The organism is Streptomyces sp. NBC_00464, assembly GCF_036013915.1.
Lineage (GTDB): Bacteria > Actinomycetota > Actinomycetes > Streptomycetales > Streptomycetaceae > Streptomyces.
The window spans coordinates 2,900,629-2,925,059 of record NZ_CP107899.1 but is presented as its reverse complement, the minus strand read 5'-3'; the positions used below and the strand labels follow the sequence as shown (position 1 = coordinate 2,925,059).

The window sequence follows — 24,431 nt, the reverse complement described above, 5'->3', positions numbered from 1 at the left end:
CGCCCCGCCCCGCCGTAGCCTCCGTACGGCGGGGCGGGGCGGGCGCGATCTGGGGAGTAGACATGACAGGGGCCGACACCGCGCCCGTGATCGAGACGCAGGGGCTCACCAAGCGCTACCGGGGCGGCCAGCTCGCCGTCGACGGGCTCGACCTCACCGTCCCGGGCGGCAGCGTCTTCGGCTTCCTCGGGCCCAACGGCTCCGGGAAGACCACCACGATCCGGATGCTGATGGGCCTGATCGATCCGACGTCCGGCACCGCGAGCGTCCTGGGGCACCCCATGCCGGGCGCCGCCCGTACCGTGCTGCCCCAGGTCGGTGCGCTGATCGAAGGCCCCGCGCTGTACGGGTTCCTGAGCGGCCGGGACAACCTCGTGCGCTACGACCGGGCCGACCCCACCGCCGATCCGCGCACCCGCGGCGCCCGCGTCGGCCACGCCCTGGAGCGGGTCGGCCTTGCCGCGGCGGCCGGCAAGAAGGCCCGGGCGTACTCGCTGGGCATGAAGCAGCGCCTCGGTCTGGCCGCCGCCCTGCTCCGGCCCCGCCGACTGCTCGTCCTGGACGAACCGACCAACGGCCTCGACCCGCAGGGCATGCGGGAGATCCGCGCCCTGGTCCGGGAGCTGGCCGCCGAGGGCACCACGGTCTTCCTCTCCTCCCACCTTCTCGACGAGATCGAGCAGATCTGCACCCACGCCGCCGTCATGGCCCGGGGCCGGCTGATCACCCAGGGGCCCGTCGCCGACCTCGCCGCCGGCACACTCGGCCGGCTCGCCGTCACCACGCCGGACCCGGCCGACGCCGCCCGCATCCTGAAGGAGCACGGCATCACCGGCATCACCCTCGACGGCGACCGGGTGCGCACCGACGCCCCGGACGGCTCCGTCGAGCTCGCCGACCTGAACGCCGCGCTGGTCGGCGCCGGGGTCCGGGTCCGGTCCTTCGGCGTCGAGCGGGCCTCGCTGGAGGACGCCTTCGTCGCACTCACCGGAGAGGGATTCGATGTCGCAGGCTGAACTCGCACCCGTCCGGGCCGGTCGGGCCCGGCGCAATCCGCTGTGGACGCTCGGCATCCTGCGCTCCGAACTGACCACCACCCTGCGCCGGTGGCGCACCCTGGCCCTGCTCGGCGTGCTGGCGGCCGTCCCCGTACTGATCGGGATCGCGGTCCGCATCGAGACGGCCGACGGTTCGTCGACCGGTCCCGGCGGGGGCGGGGGAGGACCCGCGTTCCTCTCCCAGGTGACCAACAACGGCCTCTTCCTGGTCTTCGCCTCCCTCGCGGCGACCCTCCCGGTCTTCCTCCCGATGGCGGTGGGCGTCATCGCGGGCGACGCGATCGCGGGCGAGGCCAACGCGGGAACGCTGCGCTATCTCCTGGTCGCGCCGGCCGGCCGGACCCGGCTGCTGCTCGCCAAGTACGCCTCCACCCTGGCCTTCTGCCTGGTCGCGACCCTCGTCGTGGCGGCCTCCGCACTCGCCGTGGGCGCGCTGCTCTTCCCCGTCGGCGAGGTCACGACGATCTCCGGGACCCGGATCGGCTTCGGGGAGGGGCTGCTGAGAGCGGGGCTCGTCGCGGTGGCGGTCGCGGCGTCACTGATCGGCTTCGCGGCACTCGGACTCTTCGTCTCGACCCTCACCAACAGCGGGATCGCGGCCATGGCGGCGACGGTCGGGGTGCTGATCACCGTGCAGATCGTGGACACCATTCCGCAGCTCAGCGGGATCCACCCGTATCTCTTCCCGCACTACTGGCTGTCCTTCGCGGACCTGATGCGCGCCCCCGTCTACTGGGACGACGTGCTGAAGAACCTGGAGCTGCAGGCGCTGTACGCGGCGGTGTTCGGCTCGGCGGCCTGGGCCAGGTTCACGGCGAAGGACATCACCGCCTGACGGGAGCGGCTCCGGTGACCGTACCGTCGGCCGGCGAGCCGTCCCCCGATCGGCTCGTCGCGGCACGAACGGCACGAACGGTGCGAAAGGTAAGGAACGAGCCGACACGGTACGTTCCGTTTCCCGCCTGAGCATTGTTCGACTTTTGGCGACGGACTGTCAACAAGGATTGGCTCAAACAGACCTATGCTCACCGAATGATCACATCGCCGAGTTCGCTGCGCCGGAGCGAGAGCTCCCGCAGGGCGACGCTGGAGGCCGCCCTGGATCTGTGCACGGAGAAGGGGTACGGCCGCGTCACGGTCGAGGCCATCGCGGCCCGGGCCGGTGTCAGCAAGAAGACGATCTACCGCTGGTGGCCGTCGAAGAGTGCGGTGTTGCTGGAGGCGTTCACGGAGGCGTTCGTCGTCGCCACGCCGTTCACCGACACCGGCGAGATCGCCGCGGACCTGCGCACCCATGTGACGGCCGCGGTGCGATTCCTCGCCGAGCCGCCCTTCGGTCCCGCGTACGCCGGAATACTCTCCGAGCTCCACCACGACGACGCGTTGGCCGAAACGGTCCGCACACAGCTGATCGATCCCCGCGTCGAAGCGGCCGTCGCCCGGCTGCGCAGCGCACAGGAACAGGGCCAGATCCCGCCGGGCGCGGACCTGCGGCTGGCGGTGGAGATGCTGTACGGGCCGCTCTACTACCGCCATGTCCTGCGCCGGCCCGTGCAGGACGCGGAGGCGGTGGCGTCCCTGGTCGGGCACGTGCTGCGGTCGCTGGGGGCCGGGGCGAGCTGACGGGCGGCGCCATCGGCGTCTCGCCGGCGTCAGCCGAAGACGCGCTCCAGGACCACCGCGACCCCGTCCTCCTCGTGGGACAGCGTCACCTCGTCCGCCGCCGCCCGCAGGAGCGGGTGGGCGTTCGCCATCGCCACGCCGTACCCGCAACTACGGAACATCGGCAGGTCGTTGGGCATGTCGCCGAAGGCGATCGCGGTCGAGGGGTCCAGGCCCAGGTGCTCGGCGGCCGCCGCGATTCCGGCGCCCTTGTCGACCCCGTACGGCTGAAGCTCGACCGTCCCCGGACCGGACAGCGTGACGGTGGCCAGGTCGCCGACGGCCGCGTGGGCGGCGGCCGCCAGTGTGTCGTCGTCCAGTTCCGGGTGCCGGATCAGCACCTTGATGACCGGGGCAGCCCACAACTCGGCCCGTCGGAGGGTCCGGTGGGCCGGCAGTGCGGGGTGCGGCATCAGGTAGCCGGGCTCGATCAGGGTCCGGCCCTCGGCCCCGTCCTGATCGACCGCCGCGAACACGGGCCCCACCTGCGCCTCTATCTTGCCGAGCGCGGCATCGGCCAACTCCCGGTCCAGGGTGACCGCGCGCACGATGCGCCCCGCCCCGGCGTCGTACAACTGCGTGCCCTGACCGCAGACCGCGAGCCCCCGGTAGTCCAGAGCCGCGAGCAACGCCCGTACCCCCGGCACCGGCCGCCCGGTGACCACGAGGTGCCGGGCTCCGGCGGCTGCGGCGAGGCCGAGCGCGGCGCGGGTGCGGGGGCTCACGGTGTCGTCGCGGCGCAGCAGGGTGCCGTCCAGGTCCGTGGCGACGAGGGCATGTGCGGGCGGGAGAGGCATGGGGCAAGCCTAGAGATCTACGATTCCCGCTGTACGGCCCTGACCTGCGGCGATGGTCCGGTTCAGGGAGGCGGCCCGGAGAGGGCGGGGTGTGTACCGGGAGGAAACGCACCGGCAGTGTGCCGTGCGTCGGGCGGGGACGGGGAAATCCGGGCAGGACCTAGAGTTCGGCCATGCCCCCGTCCGGTGTTCCGAGGAAACTCACGCTAGGGGAAGAGATCTCGTTGCTGAGGCAGCGTCGGCGGCGCTCGCGTCGGCGTCGGTTCACGGCTGCCGGAGCCGGTCTCGTCGTGATCGCCGGAGGATTGTGGCCTCTTCTGGGCGCCGGGCCGCAGCCGGGTGACCATGCGCCCATGACCGTATGCGCATCCGACACCGCCACCCTGCGCGCCGACGTGGATGCGGACGGGCACCTGGACGAGATCCGCGACCGGAACCGCGACGGTGCCGGTTCGGTGGTCTTCCGGGGGGAAGGCCACCGCACCACGGTCGGTGTGGGCGATGCCCGCGGGTTCTGGCCGAAGCTGCGAGGCGCACCGAAGGAGGACATGGTGACACGGGGGACCTTCGGCGACTTCGACGGCGACGGGTACCTCGATCTGGCTCTCTTCTACAGCCAGCACGACGCCGGCGACAGCACGCGGGACAACATGCTCGTGCACGAGGTGCGGTACGGGCCCCTCGCCCGCGACCTGAGCGGTGACAGGACCGGCACCATCCGAACAGGCAGCCAGGCGTTCGTGTACGCGGTGTGGGTCACGGACACCGACCACGACGGCCGCTCCGAGCTCCAGGTCCTCCAGTCGGGTGGGGACGGCATGACGGGCCGCCATACCGGCCGGCAGCACGACGGCGGGATCTCCGTGGGAGGTGAGGAGTTCCGCGGGCCGGACCGGCCCGGGACGGGGCTCGGGCGGCTCGCCTTCCGCGCCTGCGCGGATCGCTGACGCGGGAGCCCTCCGGTGACGAGCCAGGCCGGCATGAATTCGACTCTCGTGACACGTGGTTGCACGGATCAGCCGCGCACGTGCAGCCCGAATCCCGCGCGGCCCGCCGGCTCCAGGCCGTCCTTCAGGTGCAGTGACGGGATCTCGTAGTCACCGAAGTTCTGGCGCCGGAAAGAGATCGGCTCGGTCGACTCCAGGGTGAGCAGACGCTGTTCCCAGGCCTTGGCGGCGTCCGGGAAGTCCGCGTCGGTCATCCGGTCGGTGCCGTAGAGCACGAACGGGGGCAGCACCTCGATGCCCGGGTAGTAGAGGATGCCGTGCTGGATCGGGAACAGCAGGTCGTCGATGGGGCCGTTGATCCCGCGAGCGGCGTAGTGCGACTCCTGGCCGCCGACCGTCACCGACAGCAGGGCCCTGCGGCCCACGAGGGTGCCCTCGCCGAAGCGCTCGCCGTACTTGGTGTCGTTGTGCTCCCCGACGCCGTACGCGAAGTGGAAGGTGAACACCCGGTCCACCCAGCCCTTGAGGATCGCGGGCATCGAGTACCACCACAGCGGGAACTGGAAGATGATCGTGTCGGCCCACAGCAGCTTCTCCTGCTCGGCGCGGACGTCCGGGGTGAGCGTTCCGGCGTCGAAGGCCCGGCCCGAGTCCCGGGCGACCCTCAGCGGGCTGGAGGCGTCGGGGCCGTAGTCCGCGGCGTCCACGACCGGCTTCCAGTTCATCGCGTACAGATCACTCACCCGCACCTCGTGGCCGGCGGCTTCCAGGGTGGACACCGCGAGGTCCTTCAGCGAGCTGTTGAGCGACTTCGGCTCCGGGTGGGCGTGGACGATCAGCGTCTTCATGGGGGCTCCTGCGTTTCGCGTATCGGATGCCTTCGATTCAAGACGCTCGGGCGCCCGGCGTTCAGGGGCGCCTCTTCCGTCGGACCGGACTTCCTGGGACTGGCAGGGCCACCCTCACGGGCCGCACCGCGGCGATACTGGAGGAATGGACGATCTCGATCTCGCGGGCTTCCTGCGGACCCGGCGCTCCCGGGTCGACCCGGCGGACGTCGGCATCCCGACCGACAGCCGGCGCCGGGTCGAGGGGCTGCGCCGCGAAGAGGTCGCCCACCTGTCCGGAGTCAGCGTCGACTACTACGTACGCCTGGAGCAGGGCCGGGCGACCCAGCCCTCCGAGCAGGTACTCGACGCGCTCGCCCGCGTCCTCGGCCTCGACGAGACCGAGCGCGAGCACCTTCACCGTCTCGCCCGGCAGCGGCGGCGACGCGCGAAGGCGCCGGGAGGGCGGGTGCGGCCGGAGGTGCTGCGCGTCCTCGACCTGGTCGTCGACGCACCCGCGCTGATCATGGACCACCGCCTGGACGTGCTCGCGGGGAACCGTCTCGCCGGGCTCCTCTACGGCCGGCCCGTGCCGGGGCTGAACACCGCCCGGCATCTCTTCCTGGAGGAGACCGAGCGCGGCCTCTACGCGGACTGGGAGACCTGCACGCTCGACGCGGTCGGGCACCTGCGCCTGGCGGCCGGCAGATATCCCGAGGATCCCCGCCTGGCCTCGCTCATCGGCGAGCTGGCGATGGGCAGCGAGCGCTTCCGCCGCCTCTGGGCCCGCGCGGACGTGCGCGCCCGCACCCATGGCCGCAAGGCGTACCGGCACCCGCTGGTCGGACTGCTGGAACTGCACCAGGAGAACTTCGCGCTGCCGGACGACTCCGGCATGGAGCTGCTGGTGCTGTCGGCGGCCCCCGGCAGCCCCGCGGAGGACGGGCTGCGCCTGCTCGCGGGGCTGGGCGAGGAAAGCGGTGACGCGCGGGCATCGGTGGATGCGCGTCGGGTCCGCGAATAGGTCACTGCACGCAGAACTCGTTGCCCTCCGGGTCGCTGAGCACCGTCCACGTCCCGCCCGGCTCCGCCACCTTGCGGAGCACCTTCGCGCCCAGCTTCTCCAGCCGGGCCACTTCCGCGTCCCGGCGCTCCGGTCCGGCGTGCAGGTCGAGGTGGAGGCGGTTCTTCACCGTCTTGGGCTCCGGTACGCGCTGGAACAGCAGCCGCCGCCCCAGTCCCGTCCCGCTCTCCTCCTCGTGGGGGTCGTCCGGGTGCCGCACCGCTGCCAGGTCGAGCCAGGCCCGGCGCCCGTGCGCGGTCGTCGTGATCGCCTCCGGTACGGCTCCGAGGCCCAGGAGGCGTTCGACCAAGGGGCTGTTGTCCTCGATCTCGTAGCCGAGTGCCGCCGACCAGAAGCCCGCCTGGGCGTGTGGGTCGGCGGCATCGATGACGACTTTCCAGTCAAGAGTCATGAGGGGCATTCTTGCCCGGAAGGGTTGATTCCGGGGGGTGAATCGCCACCAGGCGGGCGAAGGCCACCACGTTCGACTGATAGCCGCCCGCGGCCGGGTCGTAGGCGCCGCCGCAGGTGAGGAGGCGGAGCTGGGCGTCCTTCGCCGGTCCGTAGACGCGGCTGCTGGGGAAGTCGCTCTTCTCGAACTCCTCGATCGCGTAGATGCGGAAGGCCGCGACCGTCCGGTCCGTCCGGCGCACGTCGACCGTCGCGCCGGGGCGCAGCGTGTCGAGTCCGGCGAAGGCGGCCGGGCCGGTCGGGGTGTCGACGTGGGCGACCACGACGGCGGTGCCGGGGGAGCCCGGTGTCACCCCGTCCCGGTACCAGCCGGCCAGATTGCGCTCCGCCGGGTCGGGTACGCCGAGCTTGCCCCGGTCGTCCAGGGTCAGGTCCACCAGGGGCGCGCTGACGTGGAGGGCGGGGATGTCGACGCGGAGGGGGCGGGGGGCGGGCAGGGGCGCCGTCGTCGTGGACGCGGCGCCGGACCGGGGGGCGTCGGAGGCGCGGGGCTCCGTCAGGGGGGAGCCCAGGAACAGGACGAGTGCCGCCGCGGCGGCCGGGATCAGCCCGGCCGCCGCGAGCAGGCGCGGGAACGGCCGCCGTGAGGGCCGTTCCCGCTGGGTGCGGGCGCTCAACCGCGCCGGCGCCGGACCGTGCGGAGCCCGCCGAGAGCGGCGCCCGCCACTGCCAGCAGCCCGGCCGCGCCGGCCGCCAGGCCCGTACCGGAGAGGCCGGTGGAGCCGGTGCCGGTCAGGGCGGTGGAACCGTCGCCCGCGTCGACCGGGCCGTTGGGCATCGGGCCGTTGCCGTGGCCGCCGCTGCTGCTGCCGCCGTTCCCGTGACCGCCGCTGCTGCCGCCGTTCCCGTTACCGTGCCCGTTGCCGTGGCCGCCGCCCCAGTGGCCGTTGCCGTGGCCGCCGCCGGACGGGGTCGGCTTGGGGTGGTGGGTGCGGGTGGGGCTGGGCGACGGGCTGGGCTCCACGTCCTCGGCGGTGATCAGGGTGCGGTCCGTCGCACTGACGCCGGTGCGCTGCGGGCCGTCGACTCCGGTGAGGGTGACGGTCAGTTCGGTCGTCACATCGAGCGGGCCCGTGGGCGCGCCCTCGGCGGCGGCGAGGGTGAACGCGGCGCCCGCCTTTCCGCCGGGCTCCAGCGTGCCGCCCGCCCGGAGGTTGGTCCGCAGCTCGCCGGTGAGCTTCCCGTCCGTCCCCTGGGTCAGGGGGACTTCGGCGCCTTCGGACATGACGGTCAGCTGGTCCGCCCGGAGACCGGCCGGTCCCTTGAGGGTGAGGCGGGTGCCGATGCCGGGGTACTGCGGCCCGTCGTCCGGATCGGTGTAGGAGGCGTCGGCCGGACGGGGGCCGTCGCCCGCCTCGATCTCCTCGGGGACGGTGAGCGCGGCCGTCGCCTTGCCGGTGACGGCGAAGTCCCAGGTGGTGCCCTTGGCCGTGATGTTGTCGACGTAGGTGCTGAGTTTGCCGTTCACGGCGTCGCCGAGCCGGCCGATGTTGGCGATCACCCCGTACGCCCCCTCGCACTCCGCGATGAAGTGCGACAGCGGGGCGTCCCCGCCCGCCGGGACACCGGCCACGGCGCGCGAGGTCCGCATCACCGAGTCGGCGGTGAAGCGGTACTTCTGCCAGGTGTCCGGCTTCAGCGCCTTGCCCTGCTCGTCCGTATTGCTGCCGGGTTCGAACGACAGGGTGGTGAATCCGCCGCAGGAAGCCGGGAGTTGAAGGTTGGCGCCGATGTTGGTGGCGCTGGATCCCTCGGTCGAGGTGTACGCCCAGTAGGAGATGCCCGCGTCCAGCAGCGGCTGCATGGGCTCGGGTGTCCAGGTCGCGTTGAAGTAGTGGGCGGCCTGGGCCTGTTCGCCGGGGCCGATGGCCAGGTGCAGGCTGCCGTTCAGATGGACCGGGTCGGGCTTCGGGGAGACCTCCTGGATGCCTGGATCCCGGTCGGGGGTCGTTTCCTGGAGCCGGAACCAGGGGCCTGCCGGGCCGAGGCCCGACGGGTGGACGGTCCGCACCGTGTCGTCCGCGCCTGCGGTGGGAGCGATCCCGCAGGCGAGGAGCGTCAGGGCGGACAGGGCGGCGGTGGTGGTCGCGGTGCGCAGGAGCGTGCGTGACGTCCCGGAAGTGCGCAGGGGTCGGGTCATAAGTGTGAGGAAAATATAAACTGTGTGTCAATGACGGATTACCCGCTGTGACGCGCTCAAGCCCGCTCCAATGCCGCAGCGCGCAGGTACTCCCCGACCGTCCCGAGGTTTCCGGGCCGGGTGATCAGTCCGATGTGGCTGTCCGGCCGGATCAGGACCAGGAGGTCCTCGCCGGGCCCGATGCCGTACGCCGAGCGGGCGTGGCCGTCGTCGGCCAGGCCGTGCGTGGTGCCCGCGTCCACCCCGTACGCCAGCAGCTCGCCCTCGTGCGCCGCCGACGCCTCCCGCAGCGCGGTCGCCGTGCCCGCACCGAAGCCGAGCAGGGTGAAGTGCGGTCCGGCGAAGGCCTCGAACAGTCGGCGGGGGGTGCCGGTGGCCATGTCGCGGCAGGGGGCGTCCGGGGCGCGGTCGCCCGCGCGCAGCCGCGATGTGGCGCCGAGGCGGGCCAGGGAGCTCCAGGGGTAGCCGTCCCCCGGGTTGCGGGTCTGCGGAGTGACGGCCGAGTCCAGGCCGCCGCCGGGCTTCTTGATGGCCTCCATCGTGGCCCGCAGCCGCTCCGCGCTGAGGTCCAGGACGCCGGCCGCGACGGGCAGCCGCTCCTCCTCGTACGTGTCGAGCAGGGCGGGGTCCGCCTGTCCTGAGGCGACCCGGGCGAGCTTCCAGCCGAGGTTGTACGCGTCCTGGATGCCGGTGTTCATACCCAGTCCGCCCGCGATCGAGTGCACATGCGCGGCATCGCCGGCCAGGAACACCCGGCCGACCCGGTAGCGGTCCACCATGCGCTCGTTGACCCGGTAGGTGGAGAGCAGCGTCGCCTGTGACAGCAGGGTGCCCGGCAGGCCCGTGTGCTTGGCGAACAGTCGCTGGAAGCTCGCCAGCGACGGGGGTACGGGGGTGCCGGAGGCGTCGGTCTCCGGGCCGGCCTGGAACCACCAGCCCGACCGGGTGCCGGGGATCGGGCAGAGCATCACGGCGCCGTCCTCGTCGAACCACTGGTGCCAGAAGCCGCGGTCCGGCCCCTCGGCCTCGACGTCGCCGCAGACCATCGCCTGTGTCTCGTCCGTCTTCCCCTCGAACGGGACGCCGAGCAGTTTGCGTACCGCGCTGTGTCCGCCGTCGCAGCCGACGACGTACCGCGCCTCGATCTCCCCGCCGTCGGCGAGCGTGGCGGTCACGGACGTGTCGCCCTCCGTCAGCCCCACGAGCTCGCGGCCGAGTCCGACCCGTACGCCGTACGTCGCGAGCCGGTCCCGCAGGACCTCCTCCAGCCGCCACTGGGCGACCGTCCGGGGCCGGGCGTACGGGGAGTCCGGTGTCGGGTGCACGTCCGCGAAGGGATCGGCGTCGGCGATCGCCACCCCGCCCCGGTACTTGCGCATCGGCAGGGGCGCGGACCCGGCGGCCAGTACCTCCTCGATGACGCCGAGGTCCTCCAGGACCTCCAGTGAGCGCGCGTTGGGCCCCTTGGCCCGGGAGCTGCGGGGGAACTGCGGGGTCTTGTCGATGATCGTCACGTCGACGGCCCGCCGCGCGAGATCGATGGCCAGGGTCAGCCCGGTCGGCCCGGAGCCGACGATCAGCACGGTGGTCGGGGATGTGGGCATGCGTACTCCTCGGTTGCGTGTCCGTGGACCCCAAGGGAAACGCAACCGAGTTAAAAAAGCAACTAGGTAATTATTTGAGTGGGGGTGGAGGTCTCCGCCGGGGCCGGGGCGGCCCGCTTCGCCGCGGCCAGCCGCGCGGCCTGCGCCTGCACCCTGGTGCGCCGCGACGTCCGCAGCGCATCCCAGGTCAGCAGCGTGAGGGCCAGCCAGACCAGCCCGAAGCCGGCCCATCGCTCAGGGGGCATCGCCTCGTGGAAGTACACGATTCCGAGCGTGAACTGGAAGACCGGGGCGAGGTACTGCAGCAGGCCGAGGGTGGAGAGCGGCACGCGGATCGCCGCCGCCCCGAACAGGATCAGCGGGATGGCGGTCACCAGGCCGGTCGCCGCGAGCAGCGCCGCATGGCCGGCGCCCTCGGAGGTGAACGTCGAATCGCCCTGCGCGCCCAGCCACACCAGATAGCCGAGCGCGGGCACGAACAGCACGGCGGTCTCGGCGGTGAGCGACTCCAGGCCGCCCATGTTGACCTTCTTCTTCACCAGGCCGTACGTCGCGAACGAGAAGGCCAGGACCAGGGAGATCCACGGCGGCTGCCCGTAGCCGATCGCCAGCACGAGCACCGCGGCGACGCCGGTGCCGACCGCCACCCACTGCGCGGGGCGCAGCCGTTCACCGAGGAGCAGGACGCCCATGGCGATGGTGACCAGCGGGTTGATGAAGTAGCCGAGGGAGGCCTCGACGACGTGGCCGTGGTTCACGGACCAGATGTACAGACCCCAGTTGACGGTGATCACGGCCGCGGCGACGGTGATCAGCCCCAGCTTCTTCGGCTGCCGGATCAGTTCGCCGATCCAGGACCAGCGGCGCAGGGCGAGCAGGGCGATGCCGACGACGCCGAGGGACCAGACCATGCGGTTGGCGAGGATCTCGACCGCGCCGGACGGTTTCAGCAGGGGCCAGAAGAGCGGGACGATGCCCCACAGGCCGTAGGCCGCGACGCCGGACAGGAGTCCCGCCCGCTCTTCGTTCTTTCCCTTCACGGGCCCCTCCAGGTGTCGGTCGACGACTCCGTCGACCTGACGAAGGTAGCGCCGACGGGGCCCGGTGTCATGGTCGTATCGCCAGACGGTCATGACACCGGGCCCCGGCCTCCGGGGCGTGCTGCGCGCCCGGGTGGCTACTGGGCTGCGACCGCCGCGGCGACGGTCTCCGCGAGCGGGGTCGTCGGCCGGCCGATCAGCCGGGCCAGGTCGCCGTCGGTGCGGGCCAGCAGTCCGCGCTGGATGCCCTCGTCCACGTCGGTGAGGATCGCCGCGAAGGCCTCGGGCAGACCGGCGCCGACCAGGATCTCCTGGTGCACGGCGGCCGGGACGTTCTTGTAGACGATCTCCTTGCCGGAGGCCTTGGCGATCTCGGCGGCGTACTCCGCGAGCGACCAGGCGACGTCCCCGCTCAGCTCGTAGGCCTTGCCGAGGTGGCCCTCGCCGGTCAGGACGGCGGCGGCCGCGGCGGCGTAGTCGGCGCGGGTGGCCGAGGCCACCCTGCCCTCGCCCGCATTGGCCACCACGGCGCCGTGCGCCAGGACGGGGGCCAGGTTCGCGGTGTAGTTCTCCGTGTACCAGCCGTTGCGCAGGAAGGTGTACGGCAGGCCGGAGTCGAGGATCAGCTGCTCGGTCACCTTGTGCTCGGCCGCCAGCCGGAAGTCCGCGTCGGGGCCGCCCAGGACTCCGGTGTACGCGAGCTGGGCCACGCCCGCCGCCTTCGCCGCGTCGATGACCGCGGTGTGCTGTGCGACGCGGCTGCCGACCTCGCTGCCGGAGATGAGCAGCACCCGGTCGCCGGCCCGGAAGGCCCCGGCCAGCGTCTCGGGGTGGCTGTAGTCGGCGATCCGGAGCTCGACACCGCGGGCGGCGAGCCCGGCGGCCTTCTCCTTGTCGCGGACGACGGCGGCGATCCCGTCGGCGGGGACGGTGGTCAGCAGCTGCTCGACGACGAGGCGGCCGAGCTCTCCGGTGGCTCCGGTGACGACGATGCTCATGGGGTGTTTCTCCTCTTTAGGTGCTCATGTTCCTGTTCTTGCGTTCTGATACTCACCTTAGGGGTGGCGCTAACCAAAAGAAAGTACCCACTTTGAAGTAAGGTACTGGCATGAGCGTAAGCAGCCTGGAGCGACAGCCCGATGTGCGGGAGCCGATGTGCCCGTCCCGGCTGGTGCTCGAACATGTCACCAGCCGCTGGGGCGTCCTCGTGCTCGCCGCCCTGCTGGAGCGCCCGTACCGCTTCAGCGAACTGCGCCGCGAGGTCGGCGGTGTGAGCGAGAAGATGCTGGCGCAGACGCTCCGGACCCTGGAGCGCGACGGCTTCGTGGACCGGGACGCCAAGCCGGTGATCCCGCCGCGGGTGGACTACTCGCTCACCGCGCTGGGCCGGGAGGCCGCGGAGCAGGTGTGGGCGCTGGCGCGCTGGTCGGAGCGGAGCCTGGACGCGGTGGCCGCGGCGCGCACGGCGTACGACGCGCAGAAGCGGGAGCGCGGACCAGGGGCATAGAGCGAAGCGCCGGCCGCGTCCCGGGAGGGGCGCGGCCGGCGCTTCAGGATCGGCGCTTCAGGATCGGCGGCTCTAACCGACGACCGTCCAGTTGTCGTTGCCCGCGAGCAGGGCGCCGAGGTCGCCCTTGCCCTGCTGCTCGATCGCGGTGTCGAGCTGGTCGGCCATCAGCGTGTCGTAGACCGGCCGTTCGACGCTGCGCAGCACCCCGATCGGGGTGTGGTGCAGGGTGTCCGGGTCGGCCAGCCTGCTGAGTGCGAAGGCCGTGGTGGGCGACGCGGCGTGTGCGTCGTGGACCAGGACCTGCGACCGGTTCTCCTCGGTGACCGCGACCACCTTCAGATCACCCGTCAGCGAGTCCCGTACGACGCCCTTGGAGCCGTCCGTTCCGAAGAGGATCGGCTGCCCGTGCTCCAGGCGGATCACCGCCTCCTGGGCCTGCTCCCTGTCCTTCAGGACCTCGAACGCGCCGTCGTTGAAGATGTTGCAGTTCTGGTAGATCTCCACCAGTGCCGTGCCGGGATGGTCGGCCGCCGCGCGCAGCACGCTCGTGAGGTGCTTGCGGTCGGAGTCGACGGTACGGGCGACGAACGAGGCCTCCGCGCCGATGGCGAGGGACACCGGGTTGAAGGGCGCGTCGAGCGAACCCATCGGCGTCGACTTGGTGATCTTGCCGACCTCGGAGGTGGGGGAGTACTGCCCCTTGGTGAGCCCGTAGATCCGGTTGTTGAACAGCAGGATCTTCAGGTTCACATTGCGGCGCAGCGCGTGGATGAGGTGGTTGCCGCCGATGGACAGGGCGTCGCCGTCGCCGGTGACCACCCAGACGGACAGGTCCCGCCGGGAGGAGGCGAGTCCGGTGGCGATGGCCGGGGCGCGGCCGTGGATCGAGTGCATCCCGTAGGTGTTCATGTAGTACGGGAAGCGGGAGGAGCAGCCGATTCCGGAGACGAAGACGATGTTCTCCTTCGCCAGTCCGAGCTCGGGCATGAAGCCCTGCACGGCGGCGAGGACCGCGTAGTCACCGCAGCCGGGGCACCAGCGCACTTCCTGGTCGGACTTGAAGTCCTTCATGGACTGCTTGGCCTCGGTCTTCGGCACCAGCTGGAGGAGTTCGTTGGTCTCAGGCATCGATGGCCTCCTGGAGGGCCGTCGCAAGCTGCTCGGCCTTGAACGGCATGCCGTTGACCTGGTTGTAACTGTGCGCGTCCACCAGGTACTTGGCCCGGATGAGCGTGGCCAGCTGCCCGAGGTTCATCTCGGGGACGACCACCTTGTCGTAACGCTTCAGCACCTCGCCGAGATTCCGCGGGAACGGGTTGAGGTGGCGCAGATGGGCCTGCGCGATCGTGTGCCCGCCGGCACGCAGCCGCCGGACGGCGGCGGTGATGGGGCCGTACGTCGATCCCCAGCCGAGCACCAGGGTCGTCGCGCCCGCCGGGTCGTCGACCTCCAGGTCCGGGACCTCGATGCCGTCGATCTTGGCCTGGCGGGTGCGGACCATGAAGTCGTGGTTGGCGGGGTCGTAGGAGATGTTGCCGGTGCCGTCCTGCTTCTCGATGCCGCCGATGCGGTGTTCGAGACCGGGCGTGCCCGGGACGGCCCAGGGGCGGGCCAGGGTCTGCGGGTCGCGCTTGTACGGCCAGAAGACCTCGGTGCCGTCGGCCAGCTCGTGGTTCGGGCCGCCCGCGAACTGGACGCGCAGATCCGGGAGTTCTCCGACGTCGGGGATGCGCCAGGGCTCGGAGCCGTTGGCCAGGTAGCCGTCGGAGAGCAGGAAGACCGGGGTGCGGTAGGTCAGGGCGATCCGGGCGGCGTCGAGCGCCGCGTCGAAGCAGTCCGCCGGGGTCTTCGGGGCCACGATCGGCACCGGGGCCTCGCCGTTGCGCCCGTACATCGCCTGGAGCAGGTCGGCCTGCTCGGTCTTGGTCGGGAGCCCGGTGGAGGGACCGCCGCGCTGGATGTCGACGATGAGGAGAGGGAGTTCGAGGGAGACGGCCAGACCGATCGTCTCGGACTTGAGCGCCACGCCCGGTCCGGAGGTGGTCGTGACCGCGAGGCTGCCGCCGAAGGCCGCACCGAGCGCGGCACCGATCCCGGCGATCTCGTCCTCGGCCTGGAAGGTGCGTACACCGAAGTTCTTGTGCCGGGACAGTTCGTGCAGGATGTCGGAGGCCGGCGTGATCGGGTACGAGCCCAGGTACAGCGGCAGATCCGCCTGCCGGCCCGCGGCGATCAGGCCGTAGGACAGGGCCAGGTTCCCCGAGATGTTGCGGTAGGTGCCGGTGGGGAAGGCGTGCGTCGCCGGGGCCACCTCGTAGCTGACCGCGAAGTCCTCGGTGGTCTCCCCGAAGTTCCAGCCGGCCCGGAACGCCGCCACGTTCGCCTCGGCGATCTGCGGCTTCTTGGCGAACTTCGCCCGGAGGAACTTCTCCGTACCCTCGGTCGGCCGGTGGTACATCCAGGAGAGCAGCCCGAGCGCGAACATGTTCTTGGAGCGCTCGGCCTCCTTGCGGGAGAGCCCGAACTCCTTCAGCGCCTCGATGGTGAGCGTGGTCAGCGGCACCGGATGGAGGTTGTACGCCTCCAGCGAGCCGTCCTCCAGCGGGCTGGTCTCGTAACCGACCTTCGCCATCGGCCGTTTGGTGAACTCGTCGGTGTTGACGATGATGTCGGCGCCGCGCGGCACATCGGCGATGTTGGCCTTGAGCGCGGCCGGGTTCATCGCCACCAGGACGTTCGGCGCGTCGCCGGGGGTCAGGATGTCGTGGTCGGCGAAGTGGAGCTGGAACGAGGACACGCCGGGCAGGGTTCCTGCGGGGGCGCGGATCTCGGCGGGGAAGTTCGGCAGCGTGGAGAGGTCGTTCCCGAAGGACGCGGTCTCCGAGGTGAACCGGTCACCCGTGAGCTGCATGCCGTCTCCGGAGTCACCCGCGAAGCGGATGATCACCCGGTCCAGGCGGCGGATCTCTTTCTCGCCGGTGCCTGCTGTTGCGGACTGGGGGGCACGCTGTCCCCCTACGAGTGCCTCACTGGCCTCGTCGGCCTGTTCGGCTGGGCTACTGACCTGGCTGGTCACTTACTGGACCTCCCTCGGCGCGGCGGCTCGGAACCATCCGGCCCGCCGGCGGTCCCCAGCCCCACCCTACGTCTGTAAGGGTCGCCTTCCTCTGGCCGATCACATGGTGGACGGCTTTTTGAGACGCTTTTCGGTGCTGTTCCGTCATGATTCACCAGCCGCCCGGATCCCCGTTGGACCCTCGCTGGAGACATTCGGGGGTGAACCGTCGCTTCCGCTCGTTCCGGCCCGCCCCCGCCCCGGGTGACAGGCATCCGACAGGCATCCGACAGGCGTCCGACAGGCATCCGGCGGACATCTGACAGAGTGTCAGATAATGGCGTGCGGCATCAGGAGTTCAGATAGGTCAGGACGGCCAGAACACGCCGGTGGTCACCGTCGCTGGGAGAAAGCCCCAGTTTCAGGAAGATGTTGCTGACGTGCTTCTCCACCGCGCCGTCGCTCACCACGAGCTGCCTGGCCACCGCCGAGTTCGTCCGCCCCTCCGCCATCAGGCCGAGGACCTCGCGCTCACGCGGCGTCAGCCCGGCCAGCACGTCCTGCTTCCGGCTGCGGCCCAGCAGCTGTGCCACCACCTCGGGGTCCAGCGCCGTGCCGCCCTGGGCCACCCGGACCACCGCGTCGACGAACTCGCGGACCTCGGCGACCCGGTCCTTCAGCAGATACCCCACGCCACGGCTGGACCCGGCGAGCAACTCGGTGGCGTACTGCTCCTCGACGTACTGCGAAAGGACCAGCACCCCGATCCCGGGATACTCCTTGCGCAGCCGCACCGCGGCCCGCACACCCTCGTCGGTGTGCGTCGGCGGCATCCGCACATCGGCGACCACCACATCGGGCAGCGCGTCCTGCCCGGCGAGGTCGCCCACCGTCTTGATCAGCGCCTCCGCGTCACCGACCCCCGCCACGACGTCATGCCCGAGATCGGTCAGCAACCGGGTGAGTCCTTCCCGGAGCAGTACCGAATCCTCGGCGATGACTACGCGCACCCTGTCCTCCACCACGACGCTGAATCCCCCACTGTTCGTTTGTCCACTTGTCCGCTGTCCCGCCCGTATGCCGTCCAGCATCCCAGTACCGGCAGTGACGCCGCGAGCCTTCGCGGAGTTGCGTCGTGGCGGGCCGGTCGTGAACGGTTCGAAACGGCCGGTCGTGAACGGTTCGAAACGGCCGGACGTGAACGGTTCGAAACGGCCGGTCGCCGGGCGGGCCGGTGTACGGTCCGCCCGGCGACCGGGTACGGGAGAGGAGCCGGAGGCTCAGCCACGCCAGGGCAGCTCGGCGGTGACCTTCGTCGGGCCGCCCACGGGGGACTCGACGACGAGGATCCCGTCCACCGCGTCCAGCCGCTCGGTCAGACCGGCCAGACCGCTGCCCGACGTCAGGTCGGCGCCGCCGCGACCGTTGTCGGAGACCTGGAGCATCAGCCGGTCCGCCGACCGCCACACGTCGACCGAGGCGCGGGTGGCGCGGGCGTGCTTGCTGACGTTCTGCAGGAGCTCGGACACGGTGAAGTAGGCGATGCCCTCGATGGCCTGCGCGGGGCGGGACGACAGGTCGACCTCGACCGTGACGGGGACGGTGCAGCGGGAGGCGATGGCGGAGAGTGCGGCGTCCAGGCCGCGGTCGGTGAGGACGGCGGGGTGGATGCCTCGGGCGAGGTCGCGGAGCTCCTGGAGGGCGACCTTCACCTCGCCGTGCGCCTCGTCGACCATCCTGGCGGCGGCGTCCGGGTCGTCGGTCAGCTTCTCCTTGGCCAGCCCCAGGTCCATGGCGAGGGCGACGAGCCGGGCCTGGGCCCCGTCGTGGAGGTCCCGCTCGATGCGGCGCAGGTCGGCGGCGGCCGTGTCGACGACCACCCCGCGGTCCGACTCCAGCTCCGTGACACGCGTCGCCAGCCGCGACGGGCCCAGCAGCCCGGCCACCAGGAGCCGGTCCACCGCGGCCAGACCACGGATGACCCACGCGGTGACCAGGACGAGCACCAGCCCGAAGGCGCTGGTCAGCGCGAGTTCGACGGACGAGTCCAGGTAGACCCGGTGCCCGGCGTCGCCGTACAGCTGCACCCCGTCGGTTCCCGCGTAGGCGGGGAAGACCCAGTGCCACAACGGGTACGTGAGAGCCGCCCAGCCCCACGTCCACAGGGTCAGGGAGACGCTGAACGCGAAGACCGCCCACGGGAAGTGCAGCAGCGCGTAGAGCAGGTGCCGCCAGGACACCCCGCTCTTCAGGACCGCCCCCATCCAGGACATCGGACCGCCGGTCCTGCCCCGTACCGGCGCGGGATCGGCCACGTCCAGCTTCAGCAGACCACGCGCCCTGGCCCGCTCCAGCGCACCGAAGCCGCGGCACACGGCCAGGCCCGCGGCCAGGACGGGGATGCCCAGGAAGGTGATGAGCAGTCCGGCACCCACCGAGGTCATGGTGATCGCGAAGACGAACAGCACGATGCTGATCGGGAAGCTCAGCATCAGATAGCCGAACTCGCGCCAGGTCCTGGCCTCAAGGGGGGCACGCAGCGCGGGCGGCAGGAAGTGCTTCGTCGCGAGGCGGCCCTGCGGACCGCTACCCGACCGCTGGGGGTCCCGTGTGTCCGGTCCGTATGCCGTGGCCATGGGTTCCGTCCGTTTCTTCTGCGTCATCCGCGTCATCCGCGTCATCCGCGTCATCCGCGTCATCCGCGTCGTCCGCGTCTTCTGTGTCTTCTGTGTCTTCTGTGTCTGCTTCAAGAGTGCTGGGCCGCGCACGCGCGCACCATGAGGGCCGTATCCGTGTTCGACCGGGGGTTTTCCCCACCCCCGGTCCTGTCGGCTGCCGGAATCAGGCCGTACGGGCGCCGGCCACGGTCTTCTCGCTCTCCCGGTCGCGCCAGGGCAGCTCCGCGGTGACGGTCGTCGGGCCACCGGCCGGGGAATCGAGGACGAACAGCCCGTCGACGGCTCCGAGCCGCTCGGCGAGTCCCGCCATCCCCGTACCGCCGTCCATCGAGGCCCCGCCCCGACCGTCATCGGTGACCTGGATCAGCAGCCGGTCCGCCGAACGCCACACCTCGACGGACGCCGAACGCGCCCTGCTGTGCTTGCTGACGTTCTGCAGGAGTTCGGACACGGTGAAGTAGGCGATGCCTTCGATGGCCTGCGCCGGCCGCCCCGGCAGATCCACCCGCACCGTGACGGGGACGGTGCAGCGGGAGGCGATGGCGGAGAGTGCGGCGTCCAGGCCCCGGTCGGTGAGGACGGCGGGGTGGATGCCGCGGGCCAGATCACGGAGCTCCTGGAGGGCGACCTTCACCTCGCCGTGCGCCTCGTCGACCATTCTGGCCGCGGCCTCCGGGTCGTCCGTCAGCTTCTCCTTGGCCAGCCCAAGCCCCATCGCGAGGGCGACGAGCCTGGCCTGGGCCCCGTCGTGCAGATCGCGTTCGATGCGGCGCAGGTCGGCGGCGGCCGTGTCCACGACCACCCCGCGGTCCGACTCCAGCTCGGCGATCCGGCGCTCCAGCTCGTCGGAGGGCGACAGCAGCCCGCGCACCATGCCGCGGTCGGCGTTGGTCATCAGCCGCGCCATATAGGGGAGCACCGGCCACAGGACGAAGAGGCTCACGAGCGTCACCGCGAACGTGACCACGCCCCAGGGCAGCCGTATGAAGCCGTACAGCACCGCGCGCCAGCCGACCGGGTCCTTCAGGCTCGACCAGAGCCAGGCGAAGAACCCTTCCTCCCGGCGGACCCGGGCCATCGGGCTCGGCTCGTCGATCCGCAGCCCGAGCAGCCCCCGCGCCCGGCCCCGCTCGGCCCGCCCCAGCAGCCGGGCGCCCTGGAGCCCCAGCGCCAGCAACGGCAGACCGATCACCGTGACCGCCAGCCCCACGCCGATGGCGATCATCAGCACGGTGTAGACGAATCCGGCGATCGCCATCGGGAGATTGGCGAGGAGATGTGCGATCTCCTTCCACGTCCACCGGTCGAAGGCGAAGCGGACAGGAGGCGGCCCGTCGTGGTCGGGTACCTGGGGGCTCATGGTCATGCGTCCAGCCTGCCGGGCCCGGCCCCCCGACGCCATGGGGCTCGTGGGTGGGGGCGAAGTAGGGATATCCCTACCAGTTGCCCGACGCAACTGCTTACCGTCCCTTTACAGGGCCTAGACTCCCGTGCGTACAGATCGTCGGACAGGTTTTGAGGGAGCGAGGGGGCGGACGTGACGGACGTGGCGGAACTGCCGGACGCGACGGACCTGCCGGGATCGACCGTTCTCGCGTCGGACTACTTCCACAGCTACTCGGTGGTCGGACTGCTCGCGGTGATCGGCGTGCTGTTCGTCGCTGTCGCCTTCGGAGCCGGCCGGCTGCTGCGTCCCGTGGTGCCGACGCCGGAGAAACTCCTCACCTACGAATGCGGCGTGGACCCCGTGGGGGAGGGCTGGGCACACACCCAGGTCCGCTACTACGTGTACGCCTTCCTGTATGTGATCTTCGCCGTCGACTCGATCTTCCTGTTCCCGTGGGCGACCATCTTTGCCGCGCCCGGATACGGCGCGACGACGCTGGTGGAAATGTTCATCTTCCTCGGTTTCCTGGCCGTGGGACTGCTCTACGCATGGAAGAAGGGCGTCCTCGAATGGACGTGACAGGCCCGTCGTCCTCCGGCCACCCGCACCCCGGACCGGAGGCGGACGCCGAACCCGTACCCACGTTCCTTCCGGAGCCGAAGCGCCTGGGCGTACTGTCCCGGCTCGCGCCCGAGCCGATGAAGGTGGTCCTCAACTGGGGCCGCCGCTACAGCCTCTGGGTCTTCAACTTCGGACTCGCCTGCTGCGCCATCGAATTCATCGCCGCCTCCATGGCGCGCCACGACTTCATCCGGCTCGGCGTGATCCCCTTCGCGCCGGGCCCCCGCCAGGCCGACCTCATGATCGTCTCCGGCACGGTGACGGACAAGATGGCGCCCGCGGTGAAGCGGCTGTACGAGCAGATGCCCGAGCCCAAGTACGTCATCTCCTTCGGCGCCTGCTCCAACTGCGGCGGCCCCTACTGGGACTCGTACTCCGTGACGAAGGGCGTCGACCAGATCATCCCGGTCGATGTCTACGTGCCCGGCTGCCCGCCCCGGCCCGAGGCGCTGCTCCAGGGCATCCTCAAGCTCCAGGAGAAGATCGCGCGCGAGTCGCTGGGCGAGCGCTACGCGACGGGCAGCGGCAGCCGGCCCTCCACCGCCGCACTCCGCAGCGGACTGGTCGCCGCACCGCCGGCACCGGGTTCGTCGAGTCCGTCCAGTCCGTCGAGTTCGTCGGGGGAGGAGCGGAAGTGACCGCCGCCGAGAGGGCCGAGAACTACGACCGGCTGCCGGACGCCGTCACCGAGATCTTCGGTGAGGACGCCACGGCGGAGCAGGCGTACGAACTGCTGACCGTCGACGTGCCGCCCGCGTCCTGGATCGCCGCCCTAGAAACGGCGCGCGACGGGCTCGGCTGCACCTACTTCGACTGGCTGAGCGCCGTGGACGAACCGGGCACCGGCTTCCGGGTCTGCGCCCATGTCGCCGCGCTGCCTGCCGAGGGCGGCAGCGTCCGGCGGCTGCTGGTCCGTACGACGGTTCCGCACGAGGCGGCCGTGCTGCCCACCGCGATCGGCGTGTACGCCGGCGCCGCCTGGCACGAGCGCGAGACCCACGAGATGTTCGGCATCGGCTTCGACGGGCACCCGCACCTGGTCCCGCTGCTGCTGCCCGAGGGCTTCGAGGGCCACCCCCTGCGCAAGGACTTCGTCCTCGCGGCGCGCGTGGCGAAGGCCTGGCCGGGCGCCAAGGAGCCGGGAGAGTCGGAGCACGGCGGCCCGAAGCGGCGCACGATGCTGCCGCCCGGCGTTCCCGACCCGAACGAATGGGGCCCGCTGAAGGGCCAGCTTCCGGCGGCCCCCGCCCGCCCGGCGCGCGCGGCCAGGCCCGCAGGCGACCGCCCGGTCCGTCGTACCCGCAGCGCGAGCGACGGCTCGGCGGGCCAGCAGCCGCCGACGACGCCGCCCCCGGACACGTCAGCATCCACGGCCACCCCGCCGGAGTCGCTCTCCACGGCCACCCCGCCCGCGGCCACGGCGCCCGAGCCGGCTTCCCGGCCGACGCCCGCGCGCCGTACCCGCAGTGCGTCGCAGGGTTCGGCCAGCCAGGAGAGGCCGGTGAGCGCGGTGGCTCCGAGCGAGGCGCCGGCGGCGGATGCGCCGGCGGGTGCGCCGGTCTCGGATGCGCAGGCCCCGGATGCGCCGGCGGTGGGTGCGGCGGACTCGGACGCGCCTGCCCCGGATGCGCCGGTCTCGGACGCCCCTGCCTCGGATGCTCCGTGGCACGACCCCCGCCCGGCGTTTGACGAGCCGTCCGGCGCTTCTCGCGAACCCCGCGAACCCCGCGAACCCCGGGTTCCCCGCGAACCCGGTGAATCCCAGCCCCTCCGGCGTTTGAGGAGCGGGGGCCCGGGGGCGGAGCCCCCGGTTCGGGAAGGGGCGGGTAGGGGAGAGGCCCCGCGCAGCGGCACCTCCGACGACCCGAACCCCGAACCACCCACCGAGCAGGCCTCCAAGGACACCGTGTCCTCCGAGGACACCCAGCACCCCGACCCCGAGGCCCCCAAGCCCCCGACCGGAGGCGACCCCGAGTGAACGACGTACTGGACGTCGCCCTTCGCCTCGTCATCGTCTTCGCCGTGTTCATGGTCGTCCCCCTCGTCGTGGGACAGGCCGAACACAAGGTGATGGCCCACATGCAGGGCCGCCTCGGCCCCATGTACGCCGGCGGCTTCCACGGCTGGGCCCAGCTCGTCGCGGACGGCGTGAAGTTCGCGCAGAAGGAAGACATCGTCCCGGCCGAGGCCGACCGCCGGGTCTTCCAGCTCGCGCCCGCCGTCGCGCTGCTTCCGTACCTCCTCGTTCTCGTCGCGATCCCGATCGGGCCCAGCGAGGGCGCGGTCGGCCAGGTCGTCGACGCGGGGATCTTCTTCGTGCTCGCCGTGATGGGCGTCGGCGTGCTCGGCTCCCTGATGGCGGGCTGGGCGTCCGCGAACAAGTTCTCGCTGCTCGGCGGCCTCCGTACCGCCGCGCAACTGCTCGCGTACGAGCTGCCGATGCTGCTCGCCGCCGCCTCCGTGGCGATGGCGGCCGGCACCGTCTCCCTCCCCGGCATCCTCAACGCCTTCGAGTGGTGGTGGCTGCCCTGGCAGATCGTCGGGGCCCTGGTCTTCTTCGTGGCCGGGCTCGCCGAACTCCAGCGCCCGCCCTTCGACATGCCGGTCGCCGACTCGGAGATCATCTTCGGCGCGTACACCGAGTACACCGGCCTCCGCTTCGCACTCTTCCTGCTCGCCGAGTACGCGGGCATCGTCGTGCTCTGCGGACTCACCACCGTCCTGTTCCTGGGCGGGTGGCACGGACCGCTGGGCGCCGACGGACTCGGCTGGGTCTGGACGCTCCTGAAGACCGGCATCCTCGCCTTCGTCGTCATCTGGCTGCGCGTGAGCTATCCGCGGCTGCGCGAGGACCAGCTCCAGAAGCTCGCCTGGACCACACTCATCCCGCTCGCTCTCGCGCAGATCGCGCTCACCGGCATCGTGAAGGTGGCGATCAACTAGTGCCCCCGATCCCCGGCTCAGGTCTGGCCAAGGGCCTTGCCGTCACCTTGCGGACGATGACGAAGAAGACCGTCACCGCCCAGTACCCGGACGTGCAGCCCGAACTCCCGCCCCGCTCCCGTGGCGTCATCGCGCTCTTCGAGGAGAACTGCACGGTCTGCATGCTCTGTGCCCGTGAGTGCCCCGACTGGTGCATCTACATCGACTCCCACAAGGAGACCGTGCCCGCAGCGGTCCCAGGTGGCCGCGAGCGCAGCCGCAACGTGCTGGACCGCTTCGCCATCGACTTCTCCCTCTGCATGTACTGCGGCATCTGCATCGAGGTGTGCCCGTTCGACGCGCTGTTCTGGTCGCCGGAGTTCGAGTACGCGGAGACGGACATCCTCGAACTCACCCATGAGCGCGACAAACTGCGCGACTGGATGTGGACGGTCCCGGAGCCGCCGGCGCTCGACCCGGCCGCCGAGGAGCCGAAGGAGATCGCCGCCGCCCGCAAGACGGCGGACAAGCTCCGCACCCAGCGCGAACAGGAAGCGGCAGCCGCCGCACCGCCCGCGCCCGAACTGCCCGCTCCGACGGATCAGGAGGGCCAGGCGTGATCATCGCCACCGGCACCGCACTCGGCGCC

25 protein-coding genes are annotated in these 24,431 nt (G+C 71.4%); 12 read left to right on the top strand and 13 right to left on the bottom strand.

The window, feature by feature from the left end:
• Nucleotides 1-62 precede the first annotated feature (62 nt).
• The 3 genes from OG912_RS12835 (at nucleotide 63) to OG912_RS12825 (ending at nucleotide 2,681) form a co-directional block, all read left to right on the top strand.
• Nucleotides 63-1,016: an ABC transporter ATP-binding protein gene (locus tag OG912_RS12835; protein ID WP_327709437.1), complete on the top strand. Its 954-nt coding sequence runs from the start codon at nucleotides 63-65 to the stop codon at nucleotides 1,014-1,016.
• Entirely contained in the window at nucleotides 1,003-1,893 is an 891-nt protein-coding gene (locus tag OG912_RS12830) for an ABC transporter permease (protein WP_327709436.1), read from the top strand. The genes OG912_RS12835 and OG912_RS12830 overlap by 14 nt, the downstream gene beginning before the upstream one ends.
• Before the next feature lie 197 nt (nucleotides 1,894-2,090).
• Nucleotides 2,091-2,681 carry a TetR/AcrR family transcriptional regulator gene (locus OG912_RS12825; RefSeq protein WP_327709435.1) on the top strand — a complete coding sequence of 197 codons (591 nt, stop codon included), beginning with the start codon at nucleotides 2,091-2,093 and terminating at the stop codon, nucleotides 2,679-2,681.
• Nucleotides 2,682-2,710: 29 nt separating this feature from the next.
• On the opposite strand, the gene OG912_RS12820 is transcribed toward OG912_RS12825, so the two are convergent.
• Nucleotides 2,711-3,517, bottom strand: a complete 807-nt coding sequence (locus OG912_RS12820; RefSeq protein ID WP_327709434.1) for an HAD family hydrolase — start codon at nucleotides 3,515-3,517, stop codon at nucleotides 2,711-2,713.
• Nucleotides 3,518-3,870: 353 nt separating this feature from the next.
• On the opposite strand from OG912_RS12820, the gene OG912_RS12815 reads away from it, so the two are divergent.
• On the top strand, nucleotides 3,871-4,464 hold the full coding sequence (locus tag OG912_RS12815) for a hypothetical protein (RefSeq protein ID WP_327709433.1): 594 nt from the start codon (nucleotides 3,871-3,873) through the stop codon (nucleotides 4,462-4,464).
• A gap of 68 nt (nucleotides 4,465-4,532) precedes the next feature.
• Here OG912_RS12815 and OG912_RS12810 read toward each other — a convergent pair whose 3' ends face one another.
• On the bottom strand, nucleotides 4,533-5,312 hold the full coding sequence (locus OG912_RS12810) for an NAD(P)H-dependent oxidoreductase (protein ID WP_327709432.1): 780 nt from the start codon (nucleotides 5,310-5,312) through the stop codon (nucleotides 4,533-4,535).
• Nucleotides 5,313-5,457: 145 nt separating this feature from the next.
• On the opposite strand from OG912_RS12810, the gene OG912_RS12805 reads away from it, so the two are divergent.
• Nucleotides 5,458-6,315 carry a helix-turn-helix transcriptional regulator gene (locus OG912_RS12805; protein WP_327709431.1) on the top strand — a complete coding sequence of 286 codons (858 nt, stop codon included), beginning with the start codon at nucleotides 5,458-5,460 and terminating at the stop codon, nucleotides 6,313-6,315.
• Nucleotide 6,316: 1 nt separating this feature from the next.
• On the opposite strand, the gene OG912_RS12800 is transcribed toward OG912_RS12805, so the two are convergent.
• The 6 genes from OG912_RS12800 to OG912_RS12775 all read right to left on the bottom strand — a co-directional run bounded on the left by OG912_RS12800 (nucleotide 6,317) and on the right by OG912_RS12775 (nucleotide 12,607).
• Entirely contained in the window at nucleotides 6,317-6,775 is a 459-nt protein-coding gene (locus tag OG912_RS12800; RefSeq protein WP_326738057.1) for a VOC family protein, read from the bottom strand.
• Entirely contained in the window at nucleotides 6,756-7,442 is a 687-nt protein-coding gene (locus OG912_RS12795) for a class F sortase (RefSeq protein WP_327709430.1), read from the bottom strand. The genes OG912_RS12800 and OG912_RS12795 overlap by 20 nt, the downstream gene beginning before the upstream one ends.
• Nucleotides 7,439-8,965 carry a hypothetical protein gene (locus tag OG912_RS12790; protein WP_327709429.1) on the bottom strand — a complete coding sequence of 509 codons (1,527 nt, stop codon included), beginning with the start codon at nucleotides 8,963-8,965 and terminating at the stop codon, nucleotides 7,439-7,441. Before OG912_RS12790 ends, OG912_RS12795 begins: the two co-directional genes overlap by 4 nt.
• A gap of 56 nt (nucleotides 8,966-9,021) precedes the next feature.
• Nucleotides 9,022-10,569: an FAD-dependent monooxygenase gene (locus OG912_RS12785; RefSeq protein WP_327709428.1), complete on the bottom strand. Its 1,548-nt coding sequence runs from the start codon at nucleotides 10,567-10,569 to the stop codon at nucleotides 9,022-9,024.
• Nucleotides 10,570-10,631: 62 nt separating this feature from the next.
• Nucleotides 10,632-11,609 carry an EamA family transporter RarD gene (rarD, locus tag OG912_RS12780; protein WP_327713410.1) on the bottom strand — a complete coding sequence of 326 codons (978 nt, stop codon included), beginning with the start codon at nucleotides 11,607-11,609 and terminating at the stop codon, nucleotides 10,632-10,634.
• Between the two features lie 137 nt (nucleotides 11,610-11,746).
• Nucleotides 11,747-12,607, bottom strand: a complete 861-nt coding sequence (locus tag OG912_RS12775) for an SDR family oxidoreductase (RefSeq protein WP_326738061.1) — start codon at nucleotides 12,605-12,607, stop codon at nucleotides 11,747-11,749.
• A gap of 110 nt (nucleotides 12,608-12,717) precedes the next feature.
• Between OG912_RS12775 and OG912_RS12770 the strand changes: the two genes are divergently transcribed.
• Nucleotides 12,718-13,116 carry a winged helix-turn-helix transcriptional regulator gene (locus tag OG912_RS12770; RefSeq protein WP_327709427.1) on the top strand — a complete coding sequence of 133 codons (399 nt, stop codon included), beginning with the start codon at nucleotides 12,718-12,720 and terminating at the stop codon, nucleotides 13,114-13,116.
• Nucleotides 13,117-13,188: 72 nt separating this feature from the next.
• Here OG912_RS12770 and OG912_RS12765 read toward each other — a convergent pair whose 3' ends face one another.
• The 4 genes from OG912_RS12765 to OG912_RS12750 all read right to left on the bottom strand — a co-directional run bounded on the left by OG912_RS12765 (nucleotide 13,189) and on the right by OG912_RS12750 (nucleotide 18,810).
• Entirely contained in the window at nucleotides 13,189-14,247 is a 1,059-nt protein-coding gene (locus tag OG912_RS12765; protein ID WP_327709426.1) for a 2-oxoacid:ferredoxin oxidoreductase subunit beta, read from the bottom strand.
• Nucleotides 14,240-16,195 (bottom strand): 2-oxoacid:acceptor oxidoreductase subunit alpha, encoded by a 1,956-nt coding sequence (locus OG912_RS12760; protein WP_326738064.1) that lies wholly within the window; start codon nucleotides 16,193-16,195, stop codon nucleotides 14,240-14,242. Before OG912_RS12760 ends, OG912_RS12765 begins: the two co-directional genes overlap by 8 nt.
• Before the next feature lie 329 nt (nucleotides 16,196-16,524).
• Nucleotides 16,525-17,184, bottom strand: a complete 660-nt coding sequence (locus tag OG912_RS12755; protein ID WP_148022109.1) for a response regulator transcription factor — start codon at nucleotides 17,182-17,184, stop codon at nucleotides 16,525-16,527.
• A 270-nt stretch (nucleotides 17,185-17,454) separates the two neighbouring features.
• Nucleotides 17,455-18,810, bottom strand: a complete 1,356-nt coding sequence (locus tag OG912_RS12750) for a sensor histidine kinase (RefSeq protein ID WP_327709425.1) — start codon at nucleotides 18,808-18,810, stop codon at nucleotides 17,455-17,457.
• Here OG912_RS12750 and OG912_RS12745 point away from each other — a divergent pair.
• Nucleotides 18,809-18,955, top strand: a complete 147-nt coding sequence (locus OG912_RS12745; protein WP_327709424.1) for a hypothetical protein — start codon at nucleotides 18,809-18,811, stop codon at nucleotides 18,953-18,955. The two genes, OG912_RS12750 and OG912_RS12745, sit on opposite strands and share 2 nt — an antisense overlap.
• Nucleotides 18,956-19,015: 60 nt before the next feature.
• Here OG912_RS12745 and OG912_RS12740 read toward each other — a convergent pair whose 3' ends face one another.
• A complete protein-coding gene (locus OG912_RS12740; RefSeq protein ID WP_327709423.1) occupies nucleotides 19,016-20,218 on the bottom strand; it encodes a sensor histidine kinase in 1,203 nt (400 codons plus the stop codon).
• A gap of 171 nt (nucleotides 20,219-20,389) precedes the next feature.
• Here OG912_RS12740 and OG912_RS12735 point away from each other — a divergent pair, with 171 nt between their 5' ends.
• From OG912_RS12735 to OG912_RS12715, 5 genes are read left to right on the top strand one after another with little or no spacing between them, the layout of a single operon-like run.
• Nucleotides 20,390-20,818 (top strand): NADH-quinone oxidoreductase subunit A, encoded by a 429-nt coding sequence (locus tag OG912_RS12735; RefSeq protein ID WP_327709422.1) that lies wholly within the window; start codon nucleotides 20,390-20,392, stop codon nucleotides 20,816-20,818.
• Nucleotides 20,809-21,498 carry an NADH-quinone oxidoreductase subunit B gene (locus OG912_RS12730; RefSeq protein ID WP_327709421.1) on the top strand — a complete coding sequence of 230 codons (690 nt, stop codon included), beginning with the start codon at nucleotides 20,809-20,811 and terminating at the stop codon, nucleotides 21,496-21,498. The genes OG912_RS12735 and OG912_RS12730 overlap by 10 nt, the downstream gene beginning before the upstream one ends.
• A complete protein-coding gene (locus tag OG912_RS12725; RefSeq protein ID WP_327709420.1) occupies nucleotides 21,495-22,838 on the top strand; it encodes an NADH-quinone oxidoreductase subunit C in 1,344 nt (447 codons plus the stop codon). The genes OG912_RS12730 and OG912_RS12725 overlap by 4 nt, the downstream gene beginning before the upstream one ends.
• Nucleotides 22,835-23,803 carry a complex I subunit 1/NuoH family protein gene (locus OG912_RS12720; RefSeq protein ID WP_327709419.1) on the top strand — a complete coding sequence of 323 codons (969 nt, stop codon included), beginning with the start codon at nucleotides 22,835-22,837 and terminating at the stop codon, nucleotides 23,801-23,803. Before OG912_RS12725 ends, OG912_RS12720 begins: the two co-directional genes overlap by 4 nt.
• Nucleotides 23,803-24,402: a NuoI/complex I 23 kDa subunit family protein gene (locus tag OG912_RS12715; RefSeq protein WP_327709418.1), complete on the top strand. Its 600-nt coding sequence runs from the start codon at nucleotides 23,803-23,805 to the stop codon at nucleotides 24,400-24,402. Before OG912_RS12720 ends, OG912_RS12715 begins: the two co-directional genes overlap by 1 nt.
• Nucleotides 24,403-24,431 lie beyond the last annotated feature (29 nt).

Excerpts from the sequence above, each read along its gene's own strand:
- OG912_RS12790 (WP_327709429.1), bottom strand. The coding sequence starts at position 8,965 with ATGACCCGACCCCTGCGCACTTCCGGGACGTCACGCACGCTCCTGCGC.
- OG912_RS12785 (WP_327709428.1), bottom strand. The coding sequence starts at position 10,569 with ATGCCCACATCCCCGACCACCGTGCTGATCGTCGGCTCCGGGCCGACC.
- OG912_RS12810 (WP_327709432.1), bottom strand. The coding sequence starts at position 5,312 with ATGAAGACGCTGATCGTCCACGCCCACCCGGAGCCGAAGTCGCTCAAC.
- OG912_RS12750 (WP_327709425.1), bottom strand. The coding sequence starts at position 18,810 with ATGGCCACGGCATACGGACCGGACACACGGGACCCCCAGCGGTCGGGT.
- OG912_RS12800 (WP_326738057.1), bottom strand. The coding sequence starts at position 6,775 with ATGCCCCTCATGACTCTTGACTGGAAAGTCGTCATCGATGCCGCCGAC.
- OG912_RS12770 (WP_327709427.1), top strand. The coding sequence starts at position 12,718 with ATGAGCGTAAGCAGCCTGGAGCGACAGCCCGATGTGCGGGAGCCGATG.
- OG912_RS12835 (WP_327709437.1), top strand. The coding sequence starts at position 63 with ATGACAGGGGCCGACACCGCGCCCGTGATCGAGACGCAGGGGCTCACC.
- OG912_RS12765 (WP_327709426.1), bottom strand. The coding sequence starts at position 14,247 with ATGCCTGAGACCAACGAACTCCTCCAGCTGGTGCCGAAGACCGAGGCC.
- OG912_RS12775 (WP_326738061.1), bottom strand. The coding sequence starts at position 12,607 with ATGAGCATCGTCGTCACCGGAGCCACCGGAGAGCTCGGCCGCCTCGTC.
- OG912_RS12815 (WP_327709433.1), top strand. The coding sequence starts at position 3,871 with ATGACCGTATGCGCATCCGACACCGCCACCCTGCGCGCCGACGTGGAT.
- OG912_RS12730 (WP_327709421.1), top strand. The coding sequence starts at position 20,809 with ATGGACGTGACAGGCCCGTCGTCCTCCGGCCACCCGCACCCCGGACCG.
- OG912_RS12740 (WP_327709423.1), bottom strand. The coding sequence starts at position 20,218 with ATGACCATGAGCCCCCAGGTACCCGACCACGACGGGCCGCCTCCTGTC.
- OG912_RS12745 (WP_327709424.1), top strand. The coding sequence starts at position 18,809 with ATGGGTTCCGTCCGTTTCTTCTGCGTCATCCGCGTCATCCGCGTCATC.
- OG912_RS12830 (WP_327709436.1), top strand. The coding sequence starts at position 1,003 with ATGTCGCAGGCTGAACTCGCACCCGTCCGGGCCGGTCGGGCCCGGCGC.
- OG912_RS12825 (WP_327709435.1), top strand. The coding sequence starts at position 2,091 with ATGATCACATCGCCGAGTTCGCTGCGCCGGAGCGAGAGCTCCCGCAGG.
- OG912_RS12820 (WP_327709434.1), bottom strand. The coding sequence starts at position 3,517 with ATGCCTCTCCCGCCCGCACATGCCCTCGTCGCCACGGACCTGGACGGC.
- OG912_RS12805 (WP_327709431.1), top strand. The coding sequence starts at position 5,458 with ATGGACGATCTCGATCTCGCGGGCTTCCTGCGGACCCGGCGCTCCCGG.